Origin of the sequence: Micromonospora sp. CA-263727 (assembly GCF_050942455.1) — a bacterium.
Classification (GTDB): domain Bacteria; phylum Actinomycetota; class Actinomycetes; order Mycobacteriales; family Micromonosporaceae; genus Micromonospora.
In genome coordinates, this window is the sequence record NZ_CP192031.1 from 2296339 (window position 1) to 2308988 (window position 12650).

A 12650-nucleotide genomic window follows, 5' to 3' on the forward strand; every position below is an offset into this window, starting at 1 on the left:
ACAACCGTGATCTGGCTGTGAGGAGATGCCCTGTGACCCGGGTGATGACCGTTGTCGGGACCAGGCCGGAGATCATCCGGCTGGCCCGGGTGATCGACACGCTCGACCGGACCGTCGAACACACGTTGGTGCACACGGGACAGAACTGGGATCCCGCGCTCTCCGACATCTTCTTCGCCGAGTTGGACGTCCGGCCGCCGGACCGCTACCTGCGGGCAGACACCCGCTCACTCGGCAGCCTGCTCGGCGCCGTCCTGGTCGGCACCGAGACCGCGATCGCCGAGCTGCGCCCCGATGCCCTGCTGGTGCTCGGCGACACCAACAGCGCGATCTCGGCCCTGATGGCACGGCGGATGAAGGTGCCGGTCTACCACATGGAGGCCGGCAACCGCTGCTTCGACCTGAACGTGCCGGAGGAGACCAACCGCCGCCTGGTCGACCACGTCGCGGACTTCAACCTGGTCTACTCCGAGCACGCCCGGCGCAACCTCCTCGCCGAGGGCCTGCACCCGCGCCGCATCCTGCACACCGGCTCGCCCATGCGCGAGGTGCTCGACCACTACCGGCCGCAGATCGACCAGTCCACCGTGCTGGCGCGGCTGGAGCTGGAATCCGGCGGCTACTTCGTGGTCAGCGCGCACCGGGAGGAGAACGTCGACAACCCGGACCGGCTCCGCCGGCTGCTGGACTGCCTCTGCGCGGTGCGCGACGAGTGGGGGCTGCCACTGCTGGTCTCCACCCACCCACGTACCCGCAAGCGGCTGGAGTCCCTCGCCGTGGACGGTACGCAGCTGGAGGCCATCGCCTTCCACGAGCCGTTCGGCTTCTTCGACTACGTCACCCTGCAACGGCACGCCCGGTGCACCCTCTCCGACAGCGGCACGGTGAGCGAGGAGGCGGCGATTCTCGGCTTCCCGGCGGTGACCCTGCGGGAGTCCATCGAGCGACCGGAGGCGCTGGACTCCGGGTCGATCGTGATGACCGGCCTGGACCCGGCCGGCGTGGTGGAGGCCGTACGGGTCGTGGTGGCCCAGGTGGCCGCCGGCTCCGTCGCGTGCCCGCTCGACTACCAGGTCCCGGACACCTCACGCCGGGTGGTCGACTTCATCCTCTCGACCGTGCGTCGCCACCATGACTGGGCGGGCATCCGCCGCTGAACGAACCACCGGCCGGGCCGGCACACCCATGACCACGGCCCCGCCCGGGACGTCCCGGGTCACGCACGCGCCGGCACCGACGGTCGCGTCCCGGCCCACCGTCAGCCGTGGCAGCACGGCGGCGGTGGTGCCAACCATGACGCCCTCCCTCAGCCGGCAGTAGCCGGAGACGGCGGCGAGCGGGTTGACGGAGACGTAGTCGTCCAGGACGGCGTCGTGTCCCACCGTGCAGTTCTGGTTGAGGTGCACGTGGCGACCGAGGGCCACGTTCGTCGTCACCCTCGCGCCTCCGGCCGCGAAGAGACCCTCCTGGAAGACGCAGTCCGGTCCGATCTCCGCGTTCGGGTGGACCACCGTGGCGGCCGGCAGGCCGTACCGGGCGATGGCCTGGTCGGTCTCGCGGCGCAACCGCGGATGCCCGACGCCGAGCGCGACGTGGGTGCTGGCCGGCTGGCTGGCCAGCCATCGGGTCGAACCGAGGAAGGGCACACCGAGGCGGTGCACCAGCCCGACATTGGTCTCGGTGGGATGGTCGTCGACGAAACCGAGAACCCGCCAGCAGGGCTTGTCCCTTGATCGCCCGTTAAGTAGGCAAATAACGGCATATACCTCTCGGCCCATCCCGCCTGCGCCTACGATCAGTACGTCGGTCGTCACCGTGGCTCCCTCGGCTGCGGAGAACGCCGGCCGCTCCCCGCCATCTGAACCGCCGCACGGCGTCGATGGTGACGGTCGAGCGTCTGTCGGCCGCGAAAGCCGCCACTCCGTCACTACCGGGTGTCACGTCCGGGGTCGCTCCCGACACCACTCCCGGGGTCGTTGATTTCGGTGCGTCCCGGGGGCGGTGTGGGCGCCGACCCTCCGGGCGGCAGGTTGAAGGTGAGCCACAGTGAACGAGCTGACGAGGACGCGCCTCCCCGACGACGCCGGGGGAGTGCGGGTCGCGCTTGCGTCCACGAAGGCGGTGGGGGGCTACCGGGTCGTCGCGACCGCGGGGGTCTTCGAGCCGGGCTTCCGCGGCGGCGGGCCGATCCGCTCGCTGCGGTTCATCCTGGACACCCTGCCGGACGACCTCGACGTCACCCTGATCACCCGGGACCGTGACCTCTGCTCGCCGGTGCCGTACCCGGGGCTGTCCGGGCGACTGATGCGCCGCGACGGCCGTTCCGCCGTCTTCTACCTCGACCCGTCCGCGCCACGGCACTGGATCCGGCTGCTGCGGCACGTCCGGTCCCGACCGGTCGACCTGCTGTACGTCAACAGCCTCTGGTCGTCGTTCTCGGTGTTGTCGATCCTCGCGGTGGCGCTCGGCCTGATGCGCGTCGGTGCCATCCTGCTCGCCCCGCGCGGCGAGCTGTCGCCCGCTGCCCTCGCCATCCGGACACGCAAGAAGCGACTCTTCCTGGCGGTGTGGGCCCCGGTCCTGCGCCGGCTCGGCGTGCGCTGGCAGGCGTGCAGTTGGCTGGAGGAGAACCAGATCCGGGCGGTCGTCCCGTGGGCGCAGGTGATGGTGAACGGCAACGAGTGCCCGATCCCGGAGCATCCGGCTCCGCCGGTCGTACCGCACGACGGGCCGCTGCGGCTGGTCTTCGTCGGTCGGATCTCGCCGATCAAGAACCTGGTCACGGCGCTTGAAGCGGTGGCCCGGGCGACCCGGCCGATGGAGTTCGACATCTTCGGCCCGCCGGAGGACGGGCAGTACTGGGCGCGCTGTCGGCGGATCATCGAGACGATGCCCGGCCACGTCCGGGTCCGCTATCGCGGGGAACTCGCGGCGGCGGAGGTGATGCCGACCTTCAGCCGCTACGACGCCTTTCTCTTCCCGACGTTGGGCGAGAACTACGGTCACGTGATCATCGAGAGCCTCGCCTCCGGCTGCCCGGTCGTCTGCTCCGACGAGACACCCTTCAGCGAACTGATCGCCGAGGCCGGGGGAGTGGTGGTCCGGCCGGCGACGGCGAGCGCCTTCCGCGAGGTGCTCGACCGGCTCGCCGACCGGTCGGGCCGGGAACGGGCCGAGGCGAAGGAGACCGCGGGCCGGCGCTACCGGCTCTGGCGGCAACAGGGCCGGGAACTCAACGTGCTGGAGCACGCCCGCCGGTTCTGCCGCTGACCGCCGGGCCGAGCCTCCGTCACCTCCGCCGGATCCGGATCGTTGCGAGAGATGTCCGGGTCCGTACGGATTCCGGCCGTTCGTTGGCCGTCGACCTACCGCCCGCTGGCCGTAGGACTCGTTTGTGAGGACAGCAGGTGCCAAGTCGCGTTCGTACGATGGTCCGGCGGGTGCGGGACCATCTGGCCGCCACCCGTGATCCCGAGGCGTTCGTCCGCTCCCTCGGGGTGAACCTGACCGGGCGGGTGAGGTTCTACGGGGTCAACCGGGCGATGTTCGGCTCGGAGCCCTGGCTGATCACCATCGGCGACAACGTCTACATCACCTCCGAGGTGCAGTTCGTCACCCACGACGGTGGCACGCTGATCCTGCGCAGGGACCACCCCGATCTCGACTGGACCGCACCGATCACCATCGGCGACGACGTCTACATCGGGATGCGGTCGATGATCCTGGCCGGCGTCAACATCGGCAACCGGTGTGTCATCGGAGCGGGGTCGATCGTCACCCGGGACATCCCGGACAACACGGTGGCGGCCGGGGTGCCGGCGCGACCGTTGCGTAGCACCGACGAGTACCTTGAGCGGTTGCAGGCCAAGTCGCTGGGCATCGGCCACCTGCCGGTGCCGGCCAAGCACGAGGCGATGAAGCGGATCTACGGGGTGACCACGGCCTGACCGCGCCGTCAGGCCCGCCGGTAGGCGACGCGCGGTGGGGGAAACTGGTGGACCTCGGCGATGGCGATCGGACCCAGCTGACCGGTCACCCCGGTCACCTGGTAGCCGAACCGGTCGCCGGACATCGTCGCCGGGCTGGCACCGAGATTCAACGCGGTCGGCTCGCCGGCCGCGTCGGCCAGCAGCGTCGGCGCGGTGGTGGCGGTGCCCTGCCAGACGAGCGCGTACCAGTGCCAGCCCGCGGGCAGCACCACCGGCGCGCTCAGCACCGATTCCTTGACCCCGGCGGTGACCACGCTGAGCGTGCCGAAGTCGGCGATCGGGCCCAGGAGCGCGGGTCGCCCGGTTGCCGGGTCGTGGGCGTACACGCCGTGCCGCACCACACCGGTGCCGGCCGTCGTCACCTCGACGCACGCCCGGTCGACCGGAGTGGTCTCGGCCAGGAACACCGGGTGCAGCAGGAGCCGCTGGAAGGCTCCCGTGTAGGCGCTGGCCCGGGTCGGGCCGGCCAGCGGCAGGAAGTAGCTGCCGGGCCCGTACGTCGCGCCCGGCAACTGCGGCTCGGCGGGTGGGTCGGATTCCGCGCGCCACATGCCGTAACCCGGGGAGACCGGCACACCGTACGGGATCCCGTCGACGCCGACCCGGTCCGGGACCGTGAGGTTCGTCGGCCCCTCCGGGATCAGCCTTCGGTGGAACAGCAGTGGCGCGGGCATCCGGGTCTGCGCTACGGGGTCGACCCGTTCGATCATCACGAAGTCGTCGACACCGGTGGAGACGACGATCTCGGTGGCGGTCGAGGGCGGGGCGAGGTAGCGGCGGTACGCGGTGCCGGTCACCGACTCCCCGACGTCGAGGACCCGCCCCCACACCAGCTGGGGGTAGTTCTTCTTCAGGGTGGAGCTGATGAACCAGCACTTCGTCGTGGTGTACCGGGCCCGCGTCGACGACTGCCCGTCGGCGAGCGGCAGCAGTCCGACCGCGATGCCCCACTGCTGCTCCCCGCCGCTGCTGATCACCCACTGGGTCATGCTGGCCGCCGGCGTTCGCGGGTCCCGCAGCGTGGCCGGGGTGATGTCGGTGAGGACGGCCAGAGTGTCGATCTTCGCCCAGACCGACCAGTTCAGGTTGCCGGCGCCGCCCACGTTCGGCATGAACTGCCGACGGCTGCCACCCGCCGGCACGGTCAACGCGGAACACTGCGTGACGCCCGCGTTGAGGGCGAACCGGTCCAGGGCGGTGACCGTCTGCGAGACCAGCAGACCGCCCGGCGTCCAGCGGTAGACGTTGTCGATCCGGCACAGCGGCGGGAGCTGCGGCATGATCGTGGCGATCGGCGTGCCGACGTTCGCCTGGGCAGCGTCGATCATTCCCCGGTAGGACGGGATCAGGTACGACTCCCGGATCTGGAGTTCCTGGCCGGTACGGCGACCGTCGGGCACCGGCCGGCCGTCGAGTTCCACGGTCACGACGTGTGAATGGGTGGCCGGGCGGATCTGCACGTCGGGGGTGAGCCCCGTGATCGGCACCGTGGTCCGGTTGGTGGCGCCCGCCACGTGGGTGAGCGGCGCCGCCGGCCGGACCCGCGCTCCCTGGGCGATGCCGTCGACGATCGTGTACGGGTTGCCGAAGAGCAGGCTGTTGGCGTTGGTGACGGCCAGCAGCGTGAACACCCGTGTGCCGTCGGTCCAGCGCGAGCCCACGTCGGCGGTGGTCTTGCCGTGGTTGGCGACGGCGATCTGGTTGCCCACGTTGTAGCCGTGGTTGCCGCCGACGTACGACCAGCCGGTGTTGATCGGGCAGTTGTCGTCGGAGGTGTCATGGATCGGTGTGCCGGCGCTGGACACGACCGGCCACACCTGGGCGTCGGTCGCGGTCGCCGGCACGAGGGTGACCTGCGGGAGACCGGAGTGCCACATGCCGACCATGCTCTCGGGAAACGCGAGGTTGGCGGGCATCACCAGGTCCCGGGTGGCGTCGAATCGCGCCCGGATCGACATCAGGGCGTTGGCGCGGTAGACGATCAGTTCGGGCATGCTCGGCTCCTCAAACCCCGACGCGCACCGTTCCTGTCACTGTGAGCCGTGCACCGGCCGTCCGGCCGTCCTCGGTCGGCTCCCGGACAGCATCACCGGCTGTTCCGGCGGGGCCGGGAGCCGGCCGGTCCGGGGCCGGGTCCCTGGTGGACGGGCCCCGGGCGTCGGAGTGCGGCGGACAAGGCGAATTCTTTCCGCCGTGCCGTTACGGCAGCCCAACTCACTCGATGTACAGGTGATCGGCATAAATCGGGGGGTTTATGCAAATCGGGGGATCAGTACAAATCGGGGGGTTTGTCCATGCGCGTTTTGATCACCGGCGGAGCCGGTTTCATCGGATCCAATCTGGCCCGCGCCGCGCTGGTCGAGCCCACCGTCAAGGAGGTCACCGTGCTCGACGACCTCTCGGTCGGCCTGCGGGGCAACCTGGACGGGCTGGACGTCGACCTGGTCGAGGGCTCGATCCTGGATCAGGCCGCCCTCGACGCGGCGATGGCCGGCCGGGACGCGGTGGTCCACCTGGCCGCGCTGCCGAGCGTCCCGCGCTCGCTGCGCGACCCGATGGCCTCCCACCACGCGAATGCGACCGGCACCCTCATGGTGCTGGAGGCGGCCCGTCGACACCACGTCGCGCACGTGCTCGTCGCCTCCTCCTCGTCGGTGTACGGCATGAACCCGGCGCTACCCAAGGCGGAGCTGACCTGGACCCGCCCGATGAGCCCGTACGCGGCCAGCAAGCTCGCCTCCGAGGCGTACGCCCTGGCGCACCAGGCCTCGTTCGGGCTGCCCACGCTGGCCTTCCGGTTCTTCAACGTGTTCGGCCCGGGGCAGCGACACGACCACGCCTACGCGGCCGTGATCCCGCGGTTCGTGCACGCCGCCCTGCGCGGAGAAGCCGTGCAGGTGCACGGCGACGGCACCCAGTCCCGTGACTTCACCTACGTCGGCACGGTCTGCGAGGTCATCCTCGACGCGCTCCGCCGCCGGGTGCACCACCCTCATCCGGTCAACCTCGCCTTCGGCGCCCGCGCCAGCCTCCTCCAGGTCCTCGACGAGCTGGAGGGCTTGTTCGGACGGCCGATCGCCCGGGAGCACGCGGGGCCGCGCGTCGGTGATGTTCCGCATTCGCTGGCCGACAACACCACCCTCCGGCGGCTGTTCCCGGAGGTGGCGCCGGTCGCCCGCGCCGATGGTCTGCGGGCCACCGTCGAGTGGATGGCCCGGCGGCTCGGCATTGAAGCTGCCGTGAACCGGTGACCCGCCCAGCGAGTCGGTCGGCACCAGAGCGGCCGGCCGCCGAGACACCGACCCCGGCCGGTGTCGCCGTCTCGCCCCCGGGGCCGACGCCGCGCGACCGGGACCGTACCGTCACCGTCGGCATCGCTGCCGCGATGGTGGCGAAGGGGATCGGCATGGCCGCCCCGCTGGTCATCACACCCGCCTGCTTTCGGTACCTCGGTGACCAGCGGTACGGCCTGTGGATGGCGGTCACCGCGCTGACCGGGATGGCCTGGTTCGCCGATCTGGGGCTGGGCAACGGCCTGCTCACCCGGCTCAGCCATCACGTCGACGATGCCCGGGCACAGGCCCGGGAAATCTCCAGCGCCTTCGCCACCCTCGGTCTGGTCGCCCTGGTGCTGGTCGCCGCCCTGGTCGCGGTCAACCCCACGGTGCCCTGGGCCGAGCTGTTCGGGGTGACCGATCCGCGCGTCGCCGCGGAGGCGTCCGCGCTGGTCCTGCTCTGCTTCGGGGCCTTCGTGGTCAACATTCCGCTCTCGCTGATCCAGCGGATCCAGTACGCCCGGGGTCAGGTGGTGCAGAGCAACGTCTGGCAGTCGGCGGGCGCCCTGGTGGCCATGGCGGCGGTGCTCGGCGCCATCGCCGCCGGATGGGGTCCGCTGGCGGTCATCGGCTGCGCGGTGCTGGCCGTACCGCTGACCAACCTGCTGAACACGGTGGTCTACTTCTGGTTCCAGGAGCCCGCCCTGCGGCCCGGCCCGGCCCATGTCGACCCGGGCACCGCCGTCGGCCTGCTCCGCCTCGGCGTGCAGTTCTTCGCGCTCACCACGATGTCGTCGATCGCGCTCAACGTGGACAGCCCGCTCGTCGCGCACCTGCTCGGGCCCACGGTGGCGGCCCAGTACGCCGTCGTCGGCAAGCTGTTCGGCGTGCTGTCGATCTTCATCGGGCTGGTGGGCATGACGGTCTGGCCGGTCAACGGCGCCGCCCTGGCCCGGGGCGAGGTGGCCTGGGTACGCCGCAACACCCGGCGGATGGTGCTCCTCTACGGCGCGGTCGTGGGCGTGATCGGCGGGACGCTGGTCGGCTTCGGCCAGCGGCTGGTCGAGCTCTGGGTCGGCGGCATCGACCGGTCGGCGGTGCCCCTTGCGCTCCTGGTCGGGTTGGCGAGCTGGTCCTTCCTGATCGCGGTCACCTCCCCGTTGATCATGGTGCAGAACAGCATCGGCCTGCTCCGGCCGCAGTTCGTCGGTTGGGCGTCGTTCCTGGTGGTGGCGACCGCGCTCAAGGTCTGGGCGCTGCGGCAGTTCGGGCTGGCCGGCCTGCCGGCGGCGGCCTGCGCGGCGTACGTGCTCACCATGTGGCCGGCGGTGTTCGTGGGGTACCGGCGCGCGGTGCGCCGGTGCCGGCCGGCGTGACCGGCCCGCCCGGCCACGGCGGCCGGCACGACGAGACAAAGGGAAGACGGATGCCCGGATCCTCGGATGACACGTCGGCGGTGGGTGGCCACCCGGACGGCGGAGCGCCCGATCGAAGCTGTCGAGTGCTGCGGGTGGTCGGTGAGCTGAACTACGGCGGCACCGAGATGCGCACCGCCGAGCTGCTGCCCCGGCTGGCCGCCGCCGGAGTCGACCTGCACCTGGTGACGCTCAGCGAGCGGATCGGCCCGGGGCCGTTGGCCGGCATGGTCACCCGCCACGGCGGCACGGTCACCCCGATCCCGCTGGACCCTCGCTTCGCCGCCCGTTTCCTGCGGCTGCTGCGGCGGCTGCGCCCGGACGTGGTGCACGTCGACTGCGCCAACTTCTCCGGCGTACCGCTCTCGCTCGCCCGGCTCTGCGGCGTGCCCGGCCGCGTCGCACACTTCCGTGGCGACGACAACCTGCGCCGGAGCCTGCGCAGACGGGCCTACCGCTGGATCTGCGGACAGCTGCTGCGGCGCAGCGCGACCCACATCCTCGGCGTCTCGCCCAGCTCCCTCACCTTCGGCTTCCACCGGGACTGGCGCGACGACCCGCGCTGCCAGGTGGTCCTCAACGGGCTCGACCTCGACCGGCTGAGCCGGCCCAGCGACGACGACCTGCGCGGGCTGATCGGCGCCGGAGCGGCGGACCTCGTCTGCGTGAGCGTGGGGCGGGCCTCGCCGGAGAAGCGGCGCTGGCTGCTGCCGCCGATCCTGGCCGAGTTGCACGCCCTCGGCGTGACGGCGCACGCGGTCTTCGTCGGGCCGGGCGACGAGGTGGACGACGATCGGGTCCGGAGGGCGGCGACCGCCGCCGGCCTCGCCGATCGGGTGCATCTGCTGGGTCCCCGCGACGACGTGGGCGGGCTGCTGCGGCAGGCCGACGTGGTCATCCACCCCTCGTGCCTGGAGGGGCTGCCCGGGGGAGTGCTGGAACCCGTCGCGCTGGGCGTCGGCACGGTCGCCGCCGACCTGCCCGGGGTGCGGTTCATCGCCGAGCGACTGCCCGGCGTGACCATCGTCGACACCGAGGCCGAGCCCCGGGTCTGGGCGGCGGCGGTGGGCACTGCCGCCGCGCACACCGCGACAACCGCGCCCGACCTGGCCGCCGAGCGCTTCGCGGCCAGCATCTTCGCCATCGATGCCGCGACCGCCGCCCACCTGGCGATCTACCGACAGCGGGCCTCGGGCCGGGCACCGCAGGAACGTCCGACCACGCAGCGGAGCCGGCTGTCGGCCGGCTCGGAACGGTGACAGAGATGAACGACCAGACGCTCGTGCGGGGCCGGGGGCCCCGCTCCGGTGACCGATCGGGGCGGACGGGCCATCCGCGCCCGCTGCTCGTCGGCGCGTACGCCTTTCCGCACGGCGACGCCACCTCCAACCGCCTGCTGCAACTCGCCCGGTGCGCGGCCAATGCGGGCGCGCAGACCCTGGTGGTCAACGACTGGCCCTGCGAGGTCGCCTTCCCCGGCCGGTTCGGCGACGTCGCCGGCATCGACCTGGTCACGATGCGGGTCCGGGGCCGTACCCGGCATACCCGGCTGTTGGCTCGCCTGGCCCGTCCGGTACGCGTGCTGCGCGCGATCCGTCGGGCGGGTGTGGGCCGCGACGACATCTCCGTGGTGCTGCTGCCGATGGCCCTGATGACCCTCGGCAACTGGGCGGTCCTGCGTCTCGCGCTGCGCTGCCCGGTGGTGGTGGACGCCAGCGAGCGGCACGACCGGCACCAGTTCCGGCGCGGCTGGCTCACCCCGTACTTCGTGCGGCACCGCTGGTCGACCTTCCTGGCGACCCGCCTCGTCCACCGGGCCACCGCGGTCTCCACCACCCTGGCCGGGTACCTGACCGACCGGGGGCTCGACGTGCTGGTGGTGCCGCCGCAGGTGGACTGCGACGAGTTCCCGGTGGCCCGGCCACCATCGCTCGCCGACGGCCTGCGCCTGCTCTACGCGGGTACGCCCGGCCGCAAGGACATGCTCGACGTGATCGTACGCGGGATCAGCCGGCTCGCCCCGCACGACCAGCGGCGGGTGAGCCTGACCATCGCCGGTGTCACCCGCGAGGAGGCCGCCGCCCGGTCGGACCTGGACGTCTCGGTGCTGGAGCAGGTGTCGGCCGAGGTGACGTTCCTCGGTCGGGTGCCCCGCGACACCGTGCTGGCCCTGCTCGGCGAGTCGCACTTCTCCATGCTGGTCCGGCCGACCGGCGGCTACGCGGCCCATGGATTCCCGTCCAAGGTGCCGGAGAGCCTCGCCGCCGGCTGCCCGGTACTGCTGAACTACACCAGTGACCTCGACGCCTACCTGCGCGACGGGGCCGAATGCCTGGTGCTCGACGGCAACGGCCCGGACGACGTCCGGCTGGCGGTCGAGCGGGCGCTGCGCCTACGCGACGAGGAGTGGACGGCGATGAGCCGGGCGGCCCGATCGCGGGCCCGCGAGTCGTTCGATCACCGGGCCTGGCGGGCGCGGGTGAGCACGTTCGTGACCGGCGACCGGTCGTGACCGCGACCCACCGGACCTGACATCGGGCCCGACGGCACGCCGTTCGCCGGTGCGTTGGCCTGGCGGCTGGCGTCGGCGTCGGCCTCCCCGCCCCGCTCCGGGCCGTCGGCGGCCGGCAGGTGCAGCAGGGCGGCCACCGCGAACCAGAACACGTACGGGTAGGTCTGCCCCGTGCCGAACATGGCCGACTCGGTCAGTTGGATCAGCAGGCCGCTGACGACGAGCCAGACCAGGCCCGAGTTTGCGCCGTGCACCGGGACGCGCAGCGCGACCCGCCCCGCGGCCAGCAGGAGCAGCACCAGCGGTATCGCGGCGGTGAGGCCCAGTTCCAGCAGCAGTTGCAGGTAGCTGTTGTGCACGACGCTGACCCCCGCACCGAAGAACTCGTCGTAGCCGGCGAGTTCGAGCAGGTGGTTACGGGACGCGTACCCGAAGCCCAGGGTGGGGCGGTTCTGCCACCACAGGTCGACGGTCGCCTGCCACATCTGGGTGCGGCCGTTGGACAGGTCGGCGCCTTCCGGGTCGGTGAAACGCAGGACCATCCGCTGCATCCACGGCGCCCTGAAGATGACGGGCAGCAGGTCGAGCAGGTACGCCAGCAGCAGCGCCGCGGTCGCCGCCGACGCCATCCGGAGCAGCGGCGCGACCCCGTGCCGCAACATGATCCAGGCGGCGCCGACCAGCACGGCCACGAGCCCGGTACGAGACTGCGACAGCAGCAGGCCGGCGGCGGCCGGCGCCGTTCCGAGTAGCATCGGCCAGCGGCGGTACTGCCGGTAGACGGCCCAGCCCAGGGGAATGGTCAGGGCGCAGACGATGCCGAGCATGTTGGGGTTGTTGTAGAGCCCCTGGAAACGGTGGCTGCTGGAGAGCGCGGCAGCCACCGTGCCGTTGCCGAGCCCGAGGACGAGGCTGGACACGGTGGACAGGCTCAGGACCAGGTAGACCATGCGCAGGTCGGCCAGCATGGTTTTCCGGTCGGACCAGCGACGCCGCACCACCACGTGGACCAGCGCGGCCAGCAGCAGCAGTGCGACGCCACGCTGGAACGTCTCCGAGGGGACCACCGACCAGGTGGTGCTCAGCGTGGCGAGCGCGGCGACCGTCCAGAGCGCGCCGATGAACACGCGGCTCCACGGGGCGGTCCGGGCCGGCGTCGGGGCCGGCAGGCAGAGTCCCCAGACGATCAGGCCGGCGACCGCCGCGTAGCGCGGATAGAAGCTGATCTCGACCAGCGCCGGGATGTCGGAGGAGGCGCAGACCAGCAGCGCCATGGTCAGCGCCAGCAGCCATCGCCAGCCGTCCACCCGGCGGCAGAGGGCGAGCAGCAGCAGTAGCAGGACCACGCCGGCAGCGACCAACGGCATGTTGACCGAGACGACGGTCGTGACCACCACGAGACAGGCCGCGCCGGCTACGAGGCCCACCTGGCCCAAACGGTTCATCACGTGTTGTCCTT

At 71.7% G+C, this 12650-nt stretch carries 10 protein-coding genes; 7 read left to right on the forward strand and 3 right to left on the reverse strand.

The window, feature by feature from the left end; translation table 11 throughout:
• The first annotated feature begins 32 nt into the window (after nucleotides 1–32).
• Nucleotides 33–1157 (forward strand): non-hydrolyzing UDP-N-acetylglucosamine 2-epimerase, encoded by a 1125-nt coding sequence (gene wecB, locus ACQPYA_RS10425; RefSeq protein WP_433532409.1) that lies wholly within the window; start codon nucleotides 33–35, stop codon nucleotides 1155–1157.
• On the opposite strand, the gene ACQPYA_RS10430 is transcribed toward wecB, so the two are convergent.
• On the reverse strand, nucleotides 1086–1814 hold the full coding sequence (locus ACQPYA_RS10430) for an acetyltransferase (RefSeq protein WP_433532410.1): 729 nt from the start codon (nucleotides 1812–1814) through the stop codon (nucleotides 1086–1088). The two genes, wecB and ACQPYA_RS10430, sit on opposite strands and share 72 nt — an antisense overlap.
• Before the next feature lie 232 nt (nucleotides 1815–2046).
• Between ACQPYA_RS10430 and ACQPYA_RS10435 the strand changes: the two genes are divergently transcribed.
• Together ACQPYA_RS10435 and ACQPYA_RS10440 are read left to right on the forward strand one after the other, a co-directional pair.
• On the forward strand, nucleotides 2047–3270 hold the full coding sequence (locus ACQPYA_RS10435; protein ID WP_433532411.1) for a glycosyltransferase family 4 protein: 1224 nt from the start codon (nucleotides 2047–2049) through the stop codon (nucleotides 3268–3270).
• Between the two features lie 170 nt (nucleotides 3271–3440).
• Nucleotides 3441–3947, forward strand: coding sequence for an acyltransferase (locus tag ACQPYA_RS10440; RefSeq protein ID WP_433532412.1), 507 nt, complete (start codon nucleotides 3441–3443; stop codon nucleotides 3945–3947).
• A gap of 8 nt (nucleotides 3948–3955) precedes the next feature.
• On the opposite strand, the gene ACQPYA_RS10445 is transcribed toward ACQPYA_RS10440, so the two are convergent.
• Nucleotides 3956–5983, reverse strand: a complete 2028-nt coding sequence (locus tag ACQPYA_RS10445; protein WP_433532413.1) for a hypothetical protein — start codon at nucleotides 5981–5983, stop codon at nucleotides 3956–3958.
• Between the two features lie 300 nt (nucleotides 5984–6283).
• Between ACQPYA_RS10445 and ACQPYA_RS10450 the strand changes: the two genes are divergently transcribed.
• The 4 genes from ACQPYA_RS10450 to ACQPYA_RS10465 are packed head-to-tail and all read left to right on the forward strand — an operon-like array spanning nucleotide 6284 to nucleotide 11191.
• Nucleotides 6284–7240 (forward strand): NAD-dependent epimerase/dehydratase family protein, encoded by a 957-nt coding sequence (locus ACQPYA_RS10450; RefSeq protein ID WP_433532414.1) that lies wholly within the window; start codon nucleotides 6284–6286, stop codon nucleotides 7238–7240.
• Complete coding sequence (locus ACQPYA_RS10455; protein ID WP_433532415.1) at nucleotides 7237–8640, forward strand: lipopolysaccharide biosynthesis protein; 1404 nt, start codon at nucleotides 7237–7239, stop codon at nucleotides 8638–8640. Before ACQPYA_RS10450 ends, ACQPYA_RS10455 begins: the two co-directional genes overlap by 4 nt.
• A gap of 50 nt (nucleotides 8641–8690) precedes the next feature.
• Complete coding sequence (locus ACQPYA_RS10460) at nucleotides 8691–9938, forward strand: glycosyltransferase (RefSeq protein WP_433532416.1); 1248 nt, start codon at nucleotides 8691–8693, stop codon at nucleotides 9936–9938.
• Nucleotides 9939–9943: 5 nt separating this feature from the next.
• Nucleotides 9944–11191: a glycosyltransferase family protein gene (locus ACQPYA_RS10465; protein ID WP_433532417.1), complete on the forward strand. Its 1248-nt coding sequence runs from the start codon at nucleotides 9944–9946 to the stop codon at nucleotides 11189–11191.
• On the opposite strand, the gene ACQPYA_RS10470 is transcribed toward ACQPYA_RS10465, so the two are convergent.
• A complete protein-coding gene (locus ACQPYA_RS10470) occupies nucleotides 11137–12636 on the reverse strand; it encodes an O-antigen ligase family protein (RefSeq protein ID WP_433532418.1) in 1500 nt (499 codons plus the stop codon). The two genes, ACQPYA_RS10465 and ACQPYA_RS10470, sit on opposite strands and share 55 nt — an antisense overlap.
• Between the last annotated feature and the right edge of the window lie 14 nt (nucleotides 12637–12650).